Origin of the sequence: Cellulomonas gelida (genome assembly GCF_006538725.1) — a bacterium.
Taxonomy (GTDB): Bacteria; Actinomycetota; Actinomycetes; order Actinomycetales; family Cellulomonadaceae; genus Cellulomonas; species Cellulomonas gelida.
Window position 1 is genome coordinate 38,711 of sequence record NZ_BJLQ01000011.1, and the last position, 18,196, is coordinate 56,906.

Annotated in this window: 15 protein-coding genes; 8 read left to right on the forward strand and 7 right to left on the reverse strand. The window is 74.6% G+C overall.

Annotated elements, in window-relative coordinates; translation table 11 throughout:
- Positions 1-3: 3 nt before the first annotated feature.
- Positions 4-489 (forward strand): aminoacyl-tRNA deacylase, encoded by a 486-nt coding sequence (locus CGE01nite_RS06980; RefSeq protein WP_141369857.1) that lies wholly within the window; start codon positions 4-6, stop codon positions 487-489.
- A gap of 171 nt (positions 490-660) precedes the next feature.
- On the opposite strand, the gene CGE01nite_RS06985 is transcribed toward CGE01nite_RS06980, so the two are convergent.
- A complete protein-coding gene (locus tag CGE01nite_RS06985; protein WP_048344413.1) occupies positions 661-2,481 on the reverse strand; it encodes an alpha/beta hydrolase in 1,821 nt (606 codons plus the stop codon).
- A 209-nt stretch (positions 2,482-2,690) separates the two neighbouring features.
- On the opposite strand from CGE01nite_RS06985, the gene CGE01nite_RS06990 reads away from it, so the two are divergent.
- Entirely contained in the window at positions 2,691-3,860 is a 1,170-nt protein-coding gene (locus CGE01nite_RS06990) for an exonuclease SbcCD subunit D (RefSeq protein WP_141369859.1), read from the forward strand.
- Complete coding sequence (locus CGE01nite_RS06995; protein WP_141369861.1) at positions 3,860-7,015, forward strand: AAA family ATPase; 3,156 nt, start codon at positions 3,860-3,862, stop codon at positions 7,013-7,015. The genes CGE01nite_RS06990 and CGE01nite_RS06995 overlap by 1 nt, the downstream gene beginning before the upstream one ends.
- A gap of 61 nt (positions 7,016-7,076) precedes the next feature.
- Here CGE01nite_RS06995 and CGE01nite_RS07000 read toward each other — a convergent pair whose 3' ends face one another.
- Positions 7,077-7,496, reverse strand: coding sequence for a hypothetical protein (locus tag CGE01nite_RS07000; protein ID WP_048343331.1), 420 nt, complete (start codon positions 7,494-7,496; stop codon positions 7,077-7,079).
- 239 nt (positions 7,497-7,735) lie between these two features.
- Between CGE01nite_RS07000 and CGE01nite_RS07005 the strand changes: the two genes are divergently transcribed.
- A complete protein-coding gene (locus CGE01nite_RS07005; protein WP_141369863.1) occupies positions 7,736-8,443 on the forward strand; it encodes an LmeA family phospholipid-binding protein in 708 nt (235 codons plus the stop codon).
- A gap of 117 nt (positions 8,444-8,560) precedes the next feature.
- Here CGE01nite_RS07005 and CGE01nite_RS07010 read toward each other — a convergent pair whose 3' ends face one another.
- Complete coding sequence (locus CGE01nite_RS07010) at positions 8,561-9,283, reverse strand: HNH endonuclease family protein (protein ID WP_141369865.1); 723 nt, start codon at positions 9,281-9,283, stop codon at positions 8,561-8,563.
- Between the two features lie 640 nt (positions 9,284-9,923).
- Between CGE01nite_RS07010 and CGE01nite_RS07015 the strand changes: the two genes are divergently transcribed.
- Positions 9,924-10,661 (forward strand): MIP/aquaporin family protein, encoded by a 738-nt coding sequence (locus CGE01nite_RS07015; protein WP_048343330.1) that lies wholly within the window; start codon positions 9,924-9,926, stop codon positions 10,659-10,661.
- Positions 10,662-10,844: 183 nt separating this feature from the next.
- On the opposite strand, the gene CGE01nite_RS07020 is transcribed toward CGE01nite_RS07015, so the two are convergent.
- Positions 10,845-11,282, reverse strand: coding sequence for a nitroreductase family deazaflavin-dependent oxidoreductase (locus tag CGE01nite_RS07020; protein WP_141369867.1), 438 nt, complete (start codon positions 11,280-11,282; stop codon positions 10,845-10,847).
- Between the two features lie 639 nt (positions 11,283-11,921).
- Between CGE01nite_RS07020 and CGE01nite_RS07025 the strand changes: the two genes are divergently transcribed.
- The gene (locus CGE01nite_RS07025; RefSeq protein WP_048343328.1) at positions 11,922-12,428 is read left to right on the forward strand and encodes an FBP domain-containing protein; all 507 of its coding nucleotides are present in this window, start codon (positions 11,922-11,924) and stop codon (positions 12,426-12,428) included.
- Positions 12,429-12,548: 120 nt separating this feature from the next.
- On the opposite strand, the gene CGE01nite_RS07030 is transcribed toward CGE01nite_RS07025, so the two are convergent.
- The 3 genes from CGE01nite_RS07030 to CGE01nite_RS07040 all read right to left on the reverse strand — a co-directional run bounded on the left by CGE01nite_RS07030 (position 12,549) and on the right by CGE01nite_RS07040 (position 14,535).
- Entirely contained in the window at positions 12,549-13,010 is a 462-nt protein-coding gene (locus CGE01nite_RS07030) for a VOC family protein (RefSeq protein ID WP_141369869.1), read from the reverse strand.
- Between the two features lie 98 nt (positions 13,011-13,108).
- The gene (locus CGE01nite_RS07035; RefSeq protein WP_371857575.1) at positions 13,109-13,918 is read right to left on the reverse strand and encodes a uracil-DNA glycosylase; all 810 of its coding nucleotides are present in this window, start codon (positions 13,916-13,918) and stop codon (positions 13,109-13,111) included.
- Positions 13,915-14,535: an L-threonylcarbamoyladenylate synthase gene (locus tag CGE01nite_RS07040; protein WP_048343326.1), complete on the reverse strand. Its 621-nt coding sequence runs from the start codon at positions 14,533-14,535 to the stop codon at positions 13,915-13,917. The genes CGE01nite_RS07035 and CGE01nite_RS07040 overlap by 4 nt, the downstream gene beginning before the upstream one ends.
- 244 nt (positions 14,536-14,779) lie before the next feature.
- On the opposite strand from CGE01nite_RS07040, the gene CGE01nite_RS07045 reads away from it, so the two are divergent.
- Positions 14,780-15,601: an ABC transporter ATP-binding protein gene (locus CGE01nite_RS07045; protein ID WP_048343325.1), complete on the forward strand. Its 822-nt coding sequence runs from the start codon at positions 14,780-14,782 to the stop codon at positions 15,599-15,601.
- Complete coding sequence (locus tag CGE01nite_RS07050; protein ID WP_141369871.1) at positions 15,601-18,171, forward strand: ABC transporter permease; 2,571 nt, start codon at positions 15,601-15,603, stop codon at positions 18,169-18,171. Before CGE01nite_RS07045 ends, CGE01nite_RS07050 begins: the two co-directional genes overlap by 1 nt.
- Positions 18,172-18,196 lie beyond the last annotated feature (25 nt).

Consider the following 18,196-nt stretch of genomic DNA (forward strand, 5'->3'; position numbering starts at 1 on the left):
GGCATGACTGGGCAGGACGGAGAGCGCCGAGCGCTCGCGGCGCTCGAGGCGTCAGGGATCGGGTTCGAGATCACGCGGCACGGGCCGGTGCGCTCGCTCGCGGAGGCCGCGGCGGTGCGGGGCGTCGAGCCGGGGGACGTCGTGAAGTCGCTCGTCGTGCGGCGCGGCGACGACGACTACCTGTTCGTCCTCGTCACGGGTGACCGCGCGATCTCGTGGCCCAAGCTGCGCGCGCTGCTCGGCGTCTCGCGGCTGTCGCTGCCCGACGCCGGGACCGCGCTGGAGGTCACCGGGTACGAGCGCGGCACGATCACGCCGTTCGGGTCGCTCACGGCCTGGCCGGTGGTCGCCGACGAGCGCGTGCGGGGGCGGCGGGTGTCGATCGGCGCGGGTGCGCACGGCGTGGCCGCGACCGTGGACGGCGACGACCTGGCGCGCGCGCTGGGGGCGACCTTCGCGGACGTCACGCAGGACGCGGCGCCTGCCTGAGCGACGCCCGCCTGCGCGCCCGGCCGCTCGTCCTGCGGATCGCGTCCTGCGGATCGCGTCCTGCGGATCGTGTCCCGCGGATCGTGTCCCGGGGGGACGAGGACGGGGGCCGCGACGCGGACGTCGCGACCCCCGTCGGGATCGATCAGGACCTCACGAGGCCCAGGTCGCTCAGAGGTGCGGGGCGGTGCCCGGGACCGGCGGCGTGACGGGCGCGCGACCCTTGGCGTGCGTCAGCGCGAGCGAGGCCGACTCACCGGAGTCGAGCTTCCACGCGAACGGCTGAGCACCCGTGCAGGTCTTGGTGCCGAGCGCGGCCTTGCCCGTGAGCAGGTAGTTCGTCAGCGTCGTGTCGACGCACTTCGACGAGCCGAACGCGGTGTGGCCCCAGCTGTTGCTCGAGATGAACGAGGAGTTCTTCAGGAGCTTGGCGGCCTTGTACGCACCGCGGTAGTTGGTCGCGGGGTCCCACTTGTTGCCGATCACGAGGATCGGGGCGGACGTGGCGGCCGAGAAGCTGCCGCGGTAGGAGTCCTCGTCCTTGGCCGTCCACGTGGACGACGCGCACGGCGCCGAGGCCCAGGTCCACAGCTGACCGAAGCCACCGCCGGTCTTCTCCGCCTCCTGGCCCGCCTTGGTCCATGCCGACGCGTTCGCCGGGTTGAGGCCGTCGGTGCACAGGACGGACTGGAAGGCCTCGGGCGAGTTGTCGTACGGGTACCCGAAGCCGGGTGCCTTCGCGAGCCTGGCGATCTCGCGCTCGTCGGCGTCCTTGAGGTCCGTGAAGTCCTTCATGCGCTTGGTGAGCTGCTTCTTCGCGGCGTTCCACGCCTTGCGCTCGGCGCTCGTCTGGGGCTGCTGCTGCAGCGTGATCAGCATGTCGAGGTCCATGTCGACCCACGCCCAGCCGTCGGACGAGTACAGGTCGCTCAGGAGCAGCGACATGACGAACGGGTAGTCGATGATGAAGCCGTCGCCCAGGTCGATCGGCTTGGCCTTGACCTTCTTCGCGAAGGAGTCGAACAGCGCGGTCGGGTTCGAGCTGCGCTGCGCGAGCATGCAGTACTTGGGGCCCTTCACGCCGCAGCGCCGCAGGATCTCGCGGAACGCCTTCCATGCGCCGTCACCGGAGGCGATGCGCTGCGTCTGCGGGATGTTGGCGGTCGCGGCGCGACCCTGCCAGCCGGCCGGGTCCACGACGCCGTCGATGACGATCGCGCGGACGCGGTCCGGGTAGAGGTTCGCGTACACGTTGCCGAGGTAGGTGCCGTAGGAGAAGCCCAGGAACGACAGCTTCGAGTCGCCGAGGGTGCGGCGCAGCACGTCCATGTCGCGCGCGACGTTCGCGGTCGACATCGACGCGGACAGCGGCTGGCCCGTGGTCGAGCAGGCCGTGCCGAACTTCTTGGCGGCGTTGATGTAGTCGATCCGCGTCGCGACGGTCGCCGGGTAGGCGTTCTCGAGGATCGGCAGGAGCGCGTCGGTCTGCGCGCCGAGGTTGCGCCAGCAGGAGACGTTCGAGCTGAAGTTCGTGCCGCGCGGGTCGATGCCGACGACGTCGAACCGCTTGACGATGTCCGCCGGGAGGAAGTACGCCGCGTTGGCGGCGAGCGAGACGGCCGAGCCGCCCGGGCCGCCGGGGTTCACGAAGAGCGTGCCGAGCTTCTTGGTCGGCTGCGTGGCGCGCGAGCGCAGCACGGCGACGCTGGTCTGCTCACCGGTCGGGTCGTCGTAGTCCAGCGGGAGGTCGACCGTCCCGCAGTCGACGCCGGGGCCGACCACGTTGGTGCAGTCGAACCAGTCGATGTCAGCGGTGACGGAGTCGACGCGGGCCGCCTCCGCGGCGCTCGTGCGGTCGGCGGGCGTCAGGGCGGGCGTCGCGGCGGGCGCGGCAGCGGGGCCGGCCGCGGTGGCGGCGGTCATCGACGAGGCCGTCAGGGCCACCGTGACGACGAGCGCCGCGAGGGCGGACGCGCGAGTTCGGGCTTGCATGATGAGAAACCCCCTGTCATCAGGTACGACGCCGGGCCGGGTCGGCCTGGTCTCCCGTCGTACTGAGAGCAACCCTGGCGTCTCGGCAGGCCGCGTGGGGTCCCCCCAGGGGATGATGTCGTGTGAAGAATCGGTGCAGGCGGTGCCGATCGGACGCTCGCGGCCTGTCCACCGCAGCGGTGTCGGACGTGGCGGATACCGTCCGGCTCATGCGGATGCTGCACACGTCGGACTGGCACCTGGGCCGGTCGCTGCACGGGGTCGACCTGCTCGACCACCAGGCGGCGTACCTGGACCACGTGGTCGACGTCGTGCGCACCGAGCAGGTCGACGCGGTCGTCGTCGCGGGGGACGTCTACGACCGTGCGATCCCGCCGGTCGAGGCGGTCACGCTGCTCTCGGAGACGCTCGCGCGGCTCGCCGAGCTGACGACGGTCGTCCTGACGTCGGGCAACCACGACTCGGCGACGCGGCTGGGCTTCGGTGCCGCGCTCATGCGCGAGCGCGTGCAGCTGCGCACGCGCGTCGCGGGCCTGGACCGGCCGGTCGAGGTCACCGACGACGAGGGCGGCACGCTCCTCGTGTACGGCCTGCCGTACCTCGACCCGGACACCGTGCGCTCGCAGCTCGCCGAGCCCGGCGCGCCCGTGCTGGCCCGCTCGCACGAGGCGGTGACCGCCGCCGCGATGGCGCGCGTGCGCGCCGACCTCGCCGCGCGCGCGGGCGGGCCGCGGACGCGCTCGGTGGTCGTCGCGCACGCCTTCGTCGTCGGGGGAGTGGCGAGCGAGTCGGAGCGGGACATCCGGGTGGGCGGCGTGGACCACGTGCCGTCGCACGTGCTCGGCGGCGTCGACTACGCGGCGCTGGGGCACCTGCACGGGCCGCAGGTGGTCAGCGGACCGGCCGGCACGACGATGCGGTACAGCGGCTCGCCGTTGGCGTACTCGTTCTCCGAGCGGCACCACACCAAGTCCAGCGTGCTCGTCGACCTGTCGGGCGAGCAGGTGCGCACCGAGCTCGTCGCCGCTCCCGTGCCGCGCCGGCTGGCCGACGTCACGGGCACGCTCGAGGACGTCCTGGGCGCGGCGGGCGCGCCGCACGTGGACGACTGGGTGCGCGTCGTGGTGACCGACGAGCGCCGGCCGCAGGACCTGTACGCGCGCGTGCGGGCGCGCCTGCCGCACGCGCTCGTCGTGCAGCACCGGCCTCCCGCAGCGGTCGGCGCACCCGCGCTGCGCGCGGTGACCGCCGCCGCCGACCCGGTCGAGGTCGCGTGCGACTTCGTCTCCCACGTCACGGGCGCACGCCCGGACGACGACGAGCTCGCGGTGCTCCGCGCCGCGCACGAGCACGCCGCGGCCGCCGAGCGGAGCGCCTGATGCAGCTCGTCTCGATGACGCTCCAGGCCGTCGGGCCGTTCGCGGGGCGTCACACGATCGACTTCGCCGAGCTCGGCGCCTCGGGCCTGTTCCTGCTCGAGGGCCCGACCGGCGCGGGCAAGTCCACCGTGATCGACGCCGTGGTGTTCGCGCTCTACGGCAAGGTCGCCTCGGCCGAGTCCAGCGGTGACCGCGTGCGCTCGGCCTACGCCGACGACGAGACGGAGTCGTTCGTCGACCTGACCTTCGAGGTCGGCGCCGGGCGGTTCCGCGTGCGCCGGACGCCCGCGTTCGACCGCGCGAAGAAGCGCGGCACCGGGACGGTGCGGCAGCAGGCGTCGGTGCGGCTGTGGCGGCTCGCCGCGGACGCACCGGCCTCGACGGACGACGAGCCGACGGGCGAGATGCTCTCGACGCGGCTCGACGAGGCGGGCGCGGAGATCCAGCGCGTCGTCGGGCTGGACCGTGAGCAGTTCGTCCAGACGATCGTGCTGCCGCAGGGCGAGTTCGCGCGCTTCCTGCGCGCGGACCCCGAGAAGGAGCGGCCCGCGCTGCTGCAGAAGATCTTCGGCACGCAGGTCTACCAGCGGATGCAGGTGCGGCTCGTCGAGATGCGCCGCGAGGCGGACCGCGCGACCGAGGGGACCCGTCGGGTCGTCGAGGAGAAGGTCGCGCACCTCGCGGGTGCGGCCGGGCTCGACGAGACCGCGCTCGCCCCCGTGCACGAGGCCGTGTCCGCAGCGCTCGTCGGACGCTCCGACACTCGCGCGCTCGACGCCGCGCTGGCGGGGCCGCTGGGACTGCTCGCCGACGAGGCGGCGCGGGCCCGCGCCGAGGCTGACGCGGCCACCGCCGAGCACACCGCGGCCGGCTCCGCGGCCGAGCTCGCGCGGCGCACCGTGCGGCTGCTCGAGACGCGGGATCGGCTCGGTCGCGAGCACACCGCTCTCGAGGCGGCCGCCGGGGTGCAGGCCGAGCGCGGGCTCCGGCTGGTCCGCGCCCGCGCCGCCCGGACCGTGCGACCGCTGCTGCGCGCTGCCGAGGAGGCGACCGTGGCCGTCGACGCGGCGGCGAAGGGCCTCGCCGCGGCGCGTGACGTGGCACCGCCCGACCTGGCCGAGCTCGTCGGGGACGTGGTGCCGGGCGACGGCGTGCCTCCGAGCGCCGGACTCACGGCAACCGGTCCTGACGCCGCCGGGCGGGTCGGCGCCGAGCCGGGCGCGCGGGCGGGGCTCGTCTCGGCGTACGAGGACGCCGTGCGGGAGGCAGCGGCGCTCGAGCACGCGGTGCAGGTCGAGGAGTCGCTGCAGGGCCTTCGGCTCGCGCTGACGACCGCTCGTGGCGCGGTCGAGAACCACGACACCGAGCTCGCCGCTCACGACGAGTGGCTCGCGGCGCGGCCTGCCGAAGCCGCAGTGCTGGGGTCGTCGCTCGAGCTGGCGCGGACCGCGTCGGCGGGCGAGGCGGACCTCGCGGTGGCGTTGCAGTCCGCGCGGCACCGCGTCGAGGCGCACCTGCGTCTCGCGGGGCTGCTGGAGCGTCGCGACGAGGCCGCGACGAAGGCCGAGCGGGCCACGCGCGACGCCCTGGTCGCCGTCGAGCGCGAGGCCGCCGCGCGCACCGCCCGGATCGCCGGTCTCGCCGGTGAGCTCGCCGCCGGGCTGCGCGCGGGCGACGGCTGCCCGGTCTGCGGCAGCGTCGAGCACCCCGCCCCGGCCGCGCTCGGCGCGGACCACGTGACCGCCGACGAGGTGGCCCGCGCGGAAGCGGCGCGGCAGCGGGCCGAGGCGGCGCTGACCGGCGCCCGTGAGGCGCTCGCGGGGGTCGAGTCGCAGGTCGCGACGGCGCGCGACGCGACGGGCGGCGTCTCCGCGCAGGACGCGGCACGCCAGCTGACCGAGGCCGAGGCGCGCCTCGCGGCCGCCCGCTCGGCGCTCGCGGACGTGACGCGCCTGACGGCCGAGATCGACGCGCACGCCACCGCGACCGAAGAACGCCGCCGGGATCGGGCGCTCGCCCAGGCCGCGCGCGAGAAGGCCGTCATGGTCGTCGACGCGTGCACCGCCAAGGTCAGCGAGGCCGAGGCGGAGGTCGCACTCGCGCGAGCGGGACACCCGACCGTCGCCGCCCGGCACGCGGAGCTCGTCGAGCGCGCCGCGGTCGCCGCGGGTCTGCGCGCCGCGCTCGACGACCTCCTGGCCGCGCACCGCGAGCTGAGCCGGGCCGCGTCCGAGCTCGCCGCCGCGCTCGCCGAGCACGACTTCGCCGATGCGGCCGCCGCACGCGCGGCTGACCTGCCCGACGGCGAGGCCGCCGCGCTCGAGCGCGCCCTGCGCGAGCACGACGCGGCGCTCGACCGCGTCCGGACCGGCCTGCGCGAGCTCGAGGACGACCCGCTGCTCGTCGGACGCGACGCGCAGGACGGGCAGGCCGGCCCGGACCTGCCCCGCGCGCTCGAGGTCGAGCGTGAGGCGGCCGAGCACGCGCGCACAGCGGCCGCGCGGGCGGGCGTCTGCGCGTCACGTGCGCAGGCCGCGCAGGAGGCGGCACGGGCCGTGCGGCAGTCGGTCGAGCTCCATCTGCGCGGGCTCGGGGACGCGGCGCCGGTCCTGCGCATGGCCGGCCTGGCGAGCGGCACGGGGACGGACAACGACCACGGGCTGTCGCTCTCGACGTACGTGCTGGTCCGGCGCTTCGAGGACGTCGTCGCGGCGGCCAACGCACGGCTCGTCGGGATGTCCGACGGCCGGTACGAGCTCGTGCGCAGCGACCGCAAGGAGGACGTGAGCTCGCGACGCACCGGCCTGGCGATGCGGGTGCTGGACCACCACACCGAGCAGCCGCGGGACCCGCGCACGCTCTCGGGCGGGGAGACGTTCTACGTCTCGCTGTGCCTGGCGCTCGGGCTGGCCGACGTCGTGACCGCCGAGGCCGGCGGGATCGACCTGGGCACGCTGTTCGTCGACGAGGGGTTCGGGTCGCTCGACCCGCACACGCTCGACCAGGTGCTCGCCGAGCTGGACCGGTTGCGCGCCGGTGGCCGCGTGGTCGGGGTCGTGTCGCACGTCGACGCGCTGAAGCAGACCATCGCGGACCGCATCGAGGTCCGGCGCACACCGGCCGGACCGAGCACGCTCACGGTCCGCGCGGGCTGACGCCGGGCCGGAGCTCAGCCCTGCTCAGGACCGGCGTCCCTGCCCGGGTCTGGCCGCGCGCTCACCACGACCAGCCGCGGGAGGCGAGCTCGACCTCCTCGCGGAACCTCTCGGCGGGGTCGCCCAGCGGGCTCGGCACCACCTGCACGCCGGCGAGCCCGCAGGCCTTCGCGAGGAGCTGGTCGTAGGCGAGCTGCGAGGCGATGATCCGCTCGGCGCGCGCATACCCGCGGGTGTCGCTCTCGAGCTGCCGGACGTGGTCGGCGACCTTCGTCAGCCGGTCCTGGACCCACAGGGCGTCGAACGGGTTCGTCGTGACGGGTGGCTCGTGGCGCAGCGCGTGCGCCCAGCGCTCGAACCGCCGTGCGAGGGCCGCACGCCACCGCGGCGTCTCCTCCTCGCCGGGGAACAGCGACCACACCGCCCCGAAGAGGAGCGCCGGGAGCAGAGAGCTGAGTACCAGCAGCAGAACCCACGTCATCGGGCGTCCCTCGTCGCGACCTCGACACCAGGCTAGGCGCGGGGCGTGACGCGCGCCACATGTTTGTGCCCGGATCTGGCGCGGCGTCGAGCACCGCTCGGTGGCCACTCGGCGCCGCTCGGCGCGGCGATGACCTGGGCGAACGCCACGCCGTCGCCCGGCCCGCGAGGGGGTGGGCCACGAACCGCGTGTCGTCGTCCGGACGCGCGGCAGCGCCGCGGCTCTCCTACCGTGTCCGGATGACGACGCATCGACGACGGACCGGGCTCGTGGTGGGCCTCACGCTGCTCGTCCTCGTGACGCTCGGGTTCGTCGTCGCCGACGTGGTCGCGGCGCAGCGCACCCGCGAGACGGTGTCCGACGCGATCGTCGAGAACGTCGACGAGGTCGTCGGGGTGCCCGCGGTCGACGTCGGCGGGTTCCCGTTCCTGCCGCAGCTCGCGCGCGGCGAGCTCGACCGGCTCGACGCGACGGTCGACGGCGCGACGCTCGGTGGCATCGCGATGACGGACCTGGTGATCGGCGCGGACGGGGTCTCGACGAGCACGCCGTACCGGGCGGACGAGGTCGTCGTGCACGCCACGATCCCGACGGCGTCGCTGCAGGGCGCGGTGGTCGAGCGCACGTCGCTCGAGCTCACCGTCGAGGTCGCCGGGGACGCGCTGCGTCTGAGCGGGCAGGTGCTCGGGCTCGACCTGGCGGGCGAGCTGACGCCGCGTGTCGAGGATGGTCGACTGCTCGTCGACGTCGCGACGGTGAGCGTCGGTGGCGTGCGGGTCGAGGCCGCGGCGCTGCCGAGCGACCTCGCGTCGCGACTGCACGACCTCGAGATCCCCGTCGAGGACCTCCCGGACGGGCTGGTGCTCACCGACGCCGTCGTGCAGAGCGACGGCGTGCGCGTCACTGCGTCGGGCACGGACGTCGCGGTCCCGGGAGCCGCTCCCTGAGCGTCCGAACCGGCACCAGCCTGCCCGGCACCTGACGCCCGGAACCGGGGCCTGCGCCGACAGCACACGCCCGAGGCGTCAGGACCGGCATCGGAGCCGACGCTGGCGCGCCCACGGTCAGGCGGTGACGCAGGTGTCCAGCGCGTCGTCGAGGGCCGCGCGCTCGTCGTCGGCGACCGACAGGCCGTACGCCGCCTTCACGCGGATCTGGCGGAGCGCGTAGACGCACGCGAAGCCGGGATCGGGCGGGAGCCAGGCGGCGGCGTCGTACGCGCCCTTGTCCTGGTTCGCTGGCCCGTCGACGGCGAGCAGGTTGGCGGGGTCGTTCGCGAACGCCTCGCGTGTGCGCCGGTCCCACGACGCCGCTCCCGACGACCACGCCGCGGCGAGCGCGACCACGTGGTCGATCTGCACCAGCGCCGAGCCCTTGCCCCGCGCGAACACGATGCGGCGCCCCGTGTACGGGTCGGCGAGGACGCCGGTCAGCACCGTGCAGCCGTCGGCGTCGATCGTGGTGGCCGTCAGGTCGCGGCGCAGCACGTCGTTGCGCGTGTCGCACCCGTTGCGATCGACGTCCGCCCACGCCGTCCCGAACTGCTCGCGCTCGTACGACGAACCGTCCGCCACCCTCGACCCGTCCGGCACCGCCGATCCGTCCGCCGCGGCCGGGCGCTGATCTGGCCCCGCGAGCGCAGCCAGCGCCGACCGCCCCGCCGCGAGGTCCGCGGCCGTGACGGGGTACCGCGCGCTGGCCCGCTCGCGCAGCACCACGGGCCCGCCGAGCCCCACCGCCACCCCGACGACGACCACCACGACCCACCCCACCCACCACCGGCTCACCCCACGCCCCCACCGACCCGCACCACCCGCCCCACGACCAGTCCCCACCCTCCGCCCCACGTCACGACCAGTCCCCACCCCCCGCCCCACGTCACGACCAGTCCCCACCTCCCGCCCCTCATGGCGCCCCTCCACCCCGTGCCCACCCCGACCTCGACCCAGCGACTGCTCAGGCTCTGAGTCCTTGAGGCCTGAGCAGGTGCTGGTTCGTGCGGGTCTCGTGCTCGACCCAGCGGTTGCTCAGGCTCTGAGTCCGCGAGCCCGGAGCAGGTGCTGGGTCGCGTTCGATGCCCTGCGCGACCCAGTGGTTGCTCAGGTCTTGGCTCCTTGAGCCCGGAGCGACCGCTGGTTCGTCTCGGGGCTTGTGCGTGAGCCAGTGGTTGCTCGCGGTTGGCGGGCGGCGGGCCGGAGCAGCGAGTGCCGGGGGGCGTGGTCGGGGTGGGTGGTCGGTATCAGGGTCGTCGGGTCGGTGGGGTGTGGGGGTGTGGGGGTCGGTGGGTGGGGACGAGGGGGGCGGGGACGAGGGCTGGGGTCGGGTCAGTGTCCGGCCGATGAGACGGGCAGGGCGGGCGGGCGGTGAGCCGGGGTGTCGCGGGCGTGGCTACGCCGGAGGGGCAACCACCGCTGTCAGAGTTGGCGCATGGATCCGTCGTTCGACCTCACCACGCGCCTGGCCTGCGAGTTCATCGGGACCGCGATCCTGATCATCCTGGGCAACGGCACCGTGGCGAACGTGCACCTCAAGGGGTCGAAGGGCTACCGCGGCGGGTGGTCGCTCATCGCGATGGGCTACGGCTTCGGTGTGATGATCCCCGCGCTGATGTTCGGCGGGATCAGCGGCAACCACATCAACCCGGCATTCACGCTCGGGCTCGCGACCTGGGGGCTGTTCCCGTGGGCGGAGGTGGCGCCGTACATCGTCGCGCAACTGCTGGGCGCGATGGCCGGCCAGCTCGCGATCGTCGCGACCCACAAGCCCTACTACGACCGCACCGAGGACCCTGACGACATCTTGGCCACGTTCTCGACGGTCAACGCAGCCAAGTCACGCCTCAACGGGTTCGCGAACGAGCTGCTGGGCTCGGTGGTCCTGTTCTCGTGCGCGCTGGCCATCACGCACTCGCCGCTGACCGCGAACGAGCCCGGCACCGCGCACCTGGCGCTCGGGTTCTTGGTCTGGGGCCTGGTCGCGGGCCTCGGCGGGCCGACCGGTCCGGCGCTCAACCCCGCGCGTGACCTCGGGCCGCGCATCGTGCACGCCCTGCTGCCGCTCAAGCACAAGGGGAGCTCGGACTGGCGGTACGGCTGGGTGCCGGTCGCCGCACCGCTCGTCGCGGGCGTCATCGGCGTCGGCGGCTGGCACCTCCTCCTGGGCTGACCCTCCTCGGCTGACCGCTCCTGGGCAGACCGCACGCGGCGCCCGAGACCACCACCCAGCCTTCGCTCCGGCCTCCCCGGCTGAATGCCTGAGCAACCGCTGCGTCGCGTCGTCTCGTGGCGGTGAGCCAGTGGCTGCTCCGGGTATGAGGTCGAGATGCCTGAGCAGGCGCTGGGTCGGGGGTCAGGGGGTGGGGGTGAGGACGAAGAGCGGGATCGTGCGGGTGGTGCGCGTGACGTACTCGTCGTAGTCCGGCCAGGTCGCGACCGCGCGCGCCCACCACTCGTCGCGCTCCGCTCCGGTGGCCTCGTGGGCTACGTAGCTGCGCACCGTCGGGCCGTCCTGGAGGTCGACGAGCGGGTGCGCGACGACGTTGTGGTACCAGGACGGGTGCTGCGGAGCACCGCCCAGCGAGGCGACGATCGCGTACCGGCCCTCGTGCTCGACCCGCATCAGCGCGGTCTTGCGCAGCTTGCCCGACGAGGCCCCGACGGTCGTGAGGATCACGACGGGCCGGCCCCGCATGGTGGTGCCCTGGGTTCCCCCGCTGGCCTCGTACAGCTCGACCTGGTTGCGGGTCTGGGCCGACGTGCTCGGGACGTACTCGCCAGTCAACGTCATGCACAGGGGAACGACCGCGCCGCGTCGTCGATTCCCGCCCTCGGCAGGGGAGCCCACAGGTGCCGTCCACGCAGCCGCGGCGCGCGCGGCGTGAGCGCGGGATCGTCGACCTCGCGGACGGTCCCGAGGGCGAAGGCGGGAGGCTGAGGCACAATGGACGGTGGCTGCTCGAGGCAGCCGGGCGCGGCAGAGCGCGACCGGGCACCGGGGTGCACGGATCAGAGACGGACGAGGAGAGCGCGGATGCATCGCATCGCAGGTTGTGGGGTGGCCGTTGCGGCCTGCTCAGGCCGCGCCGCGCGCCGCGTCTGAGTCCACCGCACACACCGCCCCCCGGACACACCGCCCCGCCGCTGCGCGAGGCATGACCGGGCACGTCCCGGACGGGTGAGCGACGTCCCGCGCACCGCCCGCCGGGCGGGGCCGCACCTGATCCGGTGCGCCACGAGCGCGAGGACCGGTCCGACGACGCGATCGACCACTTCACCGCCCTCCTCCGCCGACGGGCGGGACGCACCGGCCAGGCCCGCGGGCCGCGCCGTCGCGACCAGCCCACGCGCGCCGCACGATCGACGACGGACGACCGTCGCCGTCCACGCGCGCCCGGCGGAGACCTCGAACCCCGGAGAACCACGACTCATGGAACCCCTGACCGACAAGCAGATCCGCGCGTCCTTCGTGAACGCGAGCCGACGCGAGGCCGCGCAGGCGGTGCTCCCCGTGCTCGACACGCTCGACTGGGAGCGCCTCGACTACCTCGGGTGGCGTGACCGCAAGGCGCCGCTCGTGGCGTACGCGGTCGTCCCCGTGGACGGCACGCCCACGGGCGTGCTGCTCCGCTCGACCGACGCCAAGGAGCGCATCCGACGCCGCGCGGTGTGCGCGTGGTGCGAGGACGTCGTCGTGACCGACGACGTGAGCCTCTACGTCGCACGACGAGCGGGCGCGTCCGGCCGCCGCGGCAACACCATCGGCACGCTCATCTGCACGCACTTCCTGTGCTCGGCCAACGTGCGCCGTCCTCCGACGCGGACCGAGGCAGGCTCGGCGATCGAGGAGGTGCGGGCGCAGATGGTCGCGAACCGCATCGAGGGTCTGCGCACGCGCTCGGCCGCGTTCGTCGCCGAGGTCCTGCGCGAGCACTGACGAGCGGTGCGGTGCCCGTCCGACGAGGGCGGGCACCGCACCCGCCGGACCCGCACGGAGCCGTGGTCGAGCGCCCGTCTCCGACGGGCCGGCATCCGCCCCGGCACCGGCGGCCCGGCGTCAGGCGTGGCCCGTGTACTCCTCCGCCGCGGCGTCCTCGGCGCCGTCGACGTGCATCCACGGGGTGTGGGAGATCCCGACGAGCAGGCCCTCGGGGCTCTGCAGGCGCGCGGTGGTCTGGCCCCACGGCTCGAGGTGGGCCTCGCGCAGGAGCCGGTGCCCGAGCCCGACGAGCTCGGCGGCGGCCTCGGCCACTGCCTCGTGCGTGGCCACGTCGAGCTCGAGCCACGCCTGCGGGACGGGGTGCGACTCGGGCCACTGCGGCGTGCCGAACGTCGACTCGGCCGCCTGCGCGAGCGGCCACAGCGCGAAGGCCTTGACGCCCTGGAGCGTGTCGTTGGTCAGGTACCCGGGCGCGGGCTCCTCGAGCGGGATGCCCAGCCCGCCCTCGGACCAGAACGTGCGGGCGGCGTCGGCGTCGCGCGTGATCGGGCCGAAGCCTGCGACGAAGGAGATCTCCATGCGGCCACCCTGCACCAGGCCACCGACACCCGCACCGCCCGCACCCGCCCCCGGCATCCGCGCCCGCCGACACCCGCCGACGCCCGCGGCCCCCGGTGTCAGTCGCGCGCGAGGTCCTGCGCGCGGCGCAGCACGTCGTCGAGCATGTCCGGCGTGAGGCGGCCGGTGAAGGTGTTCTGCTGGCTCACGTGGAAGCACCCGAGCAGGGTGAGCGTGCGTGGCCCGCGGTGCACCACGACCTCGGCGCCGTGCCCGAACCGGGGTGCGGGCCGCGGCACGGCCCATCCCAGGTCGCGCAAGGTGTCGAGCAGCGCGGCCCAGCCGAACGCGCCGAGCACCACGGCGACGCGCGGGTCGACGATCTCGAGCTCGCGTGCGAGGAACGGCGCGCACGCGCGGCGCTCGTCGGGCGTGGGCTTGTTCGCGGGCGGCGCGCACCGCACGGGCGCGGTCGCGCGGATGCCGGTCAGGCGCAGCCCGTCGTCGGCGGAGACGGACGTGGGCTGGTTCGCGAGCCCGACGCGGTGCATCGCGGCGAACAGGAAGTCGCCCGAGCGGTCGCCGGTGAACATGCGGCCGGTCCGGTTGGCGCCGTGCGCGGCGGGCGCGAGCCCGACGACGAGGATGCGCGCGGCCGCGTCACCGAAGCCCGGGACCGGACGCGCCCAGTAGGTCTCGTCGCGGAACGCGGCGCGGCGCTCCCGCCCCACCTGCTCGCGCCACGCGACGAGCCGCGGGCAGCGCCGGCACTCCACGACGTCGGCGTCGAGCGAGGCCAGTGCCGGTGAGTGCGCGGCGTCGGGGTCGCCGGGCGGGATCGTCGTCGGCGCACCAGGACCGCGCGCAGCCGGGCCCCGCGCACCCGGGGGCGGGGCGGGCTCGTCGGACCGGTGACGCGGGCCGCTCACTGGAACCGGTCGGGGTCTCCCGCACCCACGCGGACCACCTCGGGCGCGCCCGAGGTCCAGTCGACCACCGTGGTCGGCGTCGTCCCGCAGTCGCCCGCGTCGACGACCGCGTCGAGCTCGTGGTCGAGCTCCTCGCGGATCTGCCAACCCTCGGTCAGCGGCCAGTCGTGGCCCGGCATGAGCAGGGACGACGACAGGAGGGGTTCGCCGAGCTCGCGCACGATCGCGGCCGCGACGGGGTGGTCGGGGATGCGCACCCCGACCGAGCGCTTCTTGGCGTGCGCGAGGCGGCGCGGCACCTCGGGGGTCGCCTGCAGGATGAACGTGTACGGGCCCGGGGTCGCGGCCTTGATCGCGCGGAACGCCGCGTTGTCGAGGTGCACGAGCTGACCGAGCTGGGCGAAGTCGGCGCACACGAGCGTGAAGTGGTGCTTGTCGTCCAGGTGGCGCAGGCGGCGGATGCGGTCCGCGCCGTCGTGCGAGCCCATCGTCGTACCCAGCGCGTAGCACGAGTCCGTGGGGTACGCGATGACGCCGCCGTCCCGCAGCACCGCGACCGCCTGGGCGACGAGACGCGGCTGCGGGTCGTGCGGGTGCACGTCGAGGTAGCGGGCCATGCCGCCACCGTAGTGCGCGGCACCGGCGGCTGCCTGGCCGCACGGGGGTGCCCGGGTCGTCCCGAAGCGCCGCCGCGGGATGCCGCCGGCGAGCGCCGCCGCGAGCGCTCGGACGTGCCCGGAACGCGCTGACCAGGACGTTCGTCCATGAGGGGCACCCTGAGGCCACCCCCACGACTCTCAGGGTCGGATCCGGGGGGAAACCCGATCGCTTCTGTGGGCGGGGAGGGCAAGGATCAGTCACGTGAACACGCCGACCACTACCCCGGACCCTGCTGCCGTGATCGCCTCCGCGCGCGGCCTCGTCAAGACCTACGGCCGCGGAGACACCGCAGTCCACGCCCTCGCGGGCATCGACGTCGACTTCGAGCGCGGTCGCCTGACCGCGACGATGGGCCCCTCGGGCTCCGGCAAGTCGACCCTCATGCACTGCATGGCGGGCCTCGACCGCCCGACCGCCGGCACCGTGACCGTCGACGGCGAGACCGTCTCCGCCATGTCCGAGCGCGGCCTGACCAAGCTGCGCCGCGACCGTCTCGGCTTCGTCTTCCAGGCCTTCAACCTGGTCCCCACGCTCACCGCGCTCGAGAACATCCTGCTGCCGCTCGACATCGCGCGGCGCTCGGTCGACAAGGACCACCTCGACGCCGTGGTGCGCGCGGTGGGCCTGCAGGACCGCCTGTCGCACAAGCCCGCGGAGCTGTCCGGCGGGCAGCAGCAGCGCGTCGCGTGCGCCCGTGCGCTCGTCACGCGGCCCGCGGTGGTCTTCGCCGACGAGCCGACCGGCAACCTCGACTCGACGTCCGCGCGCGACGTGCTCGGCTTCCTGCGTCGCAGCGTCGACGAGCTCGGGCAGTCGGTCGTCATGGTCACGCACGACCCGACCGCGGCGTCCTACGCCGACCGCGTCCTGTTCTTGGCCGACGGCCGGATCGTCGACGAGCTGCGCGACCCGACGCCCGACACGGTCCTCGAGCGCCTCGGTGCCCTGACGCGTCGCGTCGAGGCCGGCGCCGACTCGGCCCCGTCCGCCCTGCTGGACGCCACGCCCGCGCAGGTGCGCTGATGCTGCGCGTCACGCTCCGCGGGGTCCGGGCGCACGCGGTCCGGTTCCTGCTGTCGATCCTCGCCGTGGCGCTGGGGGTCGCGTTCGTCGCGGGCACGTTCAGCCTGCGCACCATGATGTCCAGCACGTTCGACGGGATCGTCGACGCGTCCGCTCCCGCCGACGCGTACGTGCGCGGCGCGACGCAGGTCGCGGGCGGCGACGCCGGCTTCAGCGTCGGCGAGACCCGCAACCCGGTCCCGATCGCGCTGGCCGACGAGCTCGACGACCTGGACGGCGTGCAGATCGCGCTGCCGGACGTGTCGGGCATGGTCGTCCTCGTCGGTGCCGACGGCACCGCCGTCCAGTCCACGCAGGCGCCGTCGTTCGGTCTGAGCTACGACGAGCGCGACCCCGGCCTGACGCTCGTCGACGGCGCGATGCCGTCCGGGCCCGACGAGGTCGCGCTCGAGATCGCGACGCTCGAGTCGTCCGGGCTCGCCCTGGGCGACGAGACGAACCTCGTGATCGGTGGCGAGGTCCGACAGGTGACGGTCGTCGGCGAGGTCGACGCGGGTGGCCCCATGGCCGGCGCGACGATCGTGCTCCTCGACCCCGCCACCGCGCAGGCCGCGTTCGCGCCGGACGGGAACGTCGCGCAGATCGCCGTCTTCGGCGACGAGGGCGTGACCGAGTCCGCGCTCACCCAGACGCTGGCCGCGGCGCTGCCCGGGCTTGACGGGGGCAGCGACGCGTCGGCGGTCGAGGGCTCGCAGATGCGCGAGGCGCTGCAGTCGGACATCGGCGAGATGCTCGGCTTCGTCACGACGTTCCTGCTGATCTTCGCGGTGATCGCGCTGTTCGTCGGCGCGTTCATCATCGCGAACACGTTCGCGATGTCGGTCCGCCAGCGGGTGCGCGAGTTCGCCCTGCTGCGCGCCGTGGGGGCGTCGCCGACGCAGGTGTTCTCGGTCGTCGTCGGGCAGGCGGCGGTCGTCGGGCTCGTCGGCTCCGCGCTCGGTGTGCTCGGCGGGCTGGGGCTCGTGCAGCTCGTGCGCGTCGCGCTCTCGGGCATGGGCATGGACCTCGCGAAGGACATCCCGCTCAGCACGACGACGGTCGTCGGCTGCCTCGTGCTCGGCACCCTGGTCTCGGCCGTGGCGGCCGCGTTCCCGGCGCGCACCGCGGCGCTCGTCGCACCCGTCGAGGCGATGCGCGGCGACATCACGGTGCACGAGCGCTCGCTGCGGCTGCGCGGCGTGCTCGGTGTCGCGGTCGCGGCGGCCGGCGCTGCGAGCGTGGTCGCCGCGGCGATCAAGGCGGAGGCGGACTTCGCCGACGCGCTGCTCGGCCTCGGGGCGACGCTCGTGCTCGTCGGGGTGCTGGTCGCCTCGCCGATGCTCGCGCGGTCCGCGATGCGCTTCCTGGCCGCGCCGTTCGTGGCGCTGCTCAAGCCGGTCGGCCGGCTCGCGCGCGGCAACGTGGTCCGCAACCCGCGCCGCACCGCCAACACCGCGGGTGCGCTGACGATCGGCATGGCGCTGGTCGGGGCGGTCTCGGTGATCGCGGCGTCGGCGACCGCGTCACTGTCGAGCGTCGTGGAGAGCTCGACCAACGCCGACCTGATCCTGCAGTCCGCGACGTTCGCGATCCCGCAGGGCGCGGTCGACGACGTCCGGGACCTGCCCGAGGTGGGCAAGGTCGCCGAGCTCGCGTTCAGCTACGCGGGCGTCTCGCCCTCGCCGGGTGTCGCGCCCACGCCGCAGGACTCCGGCGGCGTCGTGTCGCTCGAGCCCGGGGTGCTGGGTTCGACGCTCCTGGTCGACGTCACGGCAGGCTCGACCGACGACCTCGCCGACGACACCGCGCTGCTCAACACCGACTTCGCCGGTGACGACTGGGCGGTGGGCGACACGGTCACCGTGACCACCGCGACGGGCACGCGCGACCTGCGGGTCGGGGCCTTGTTCGAGAGCCAGATCATCGGCTCGTCGGTGGTCGTCACGCCCGCGGTGCTCGACGAGCTCGCGCCGGGCGAGGCCCAGGTCATCGACACGGTGACCCTGGACGCGGCATCGGGCGTCTCGCAGGCGGACCTGCGCGCCGCGGTCACGTCGGCCGTCGCGCCGTACGTGGTCGTCTCGGTCCAGGACCGCGACGAGTTCGTCGACGAGATGGCCGGCCAGGTCGACCAGCTCCTGGTGATCCTGTACGCGCTGCTCGGGCTGTCGCTCGTGATCGCGGTGCTGGGCATCGTCAACACGCTCGCGCTGTCGGTGATCGAGCGGACCCGTGAGATCGGGCTGCTGCGAGCCGTCGGGCTCGGGCGGACGCAGCTCGCGGGGACCGTCACCGTCGAGTCGGTGCTGACGGCGCTGTTCGGGACGGTCCTGGGGCTCGTCGTCGGCGTGGGGCTCGCGTCCGCACTGCCGACCGTCTACGCCGACGAGGGGCTCGACCAGCTCGTCGTGCCGTGGGGCGGGCTCGGGACGATGGTGGCGCTGGCCGTCGTCGTGGGCGTCGTCGCGGCCCTGTGGCCCGCGATCCGGGCGGCGCGGATGCGTGCGCTCGACGCGATCGCGAGCGAGTAAGGCGTCGGGCCGGGCGCGCGGGTCG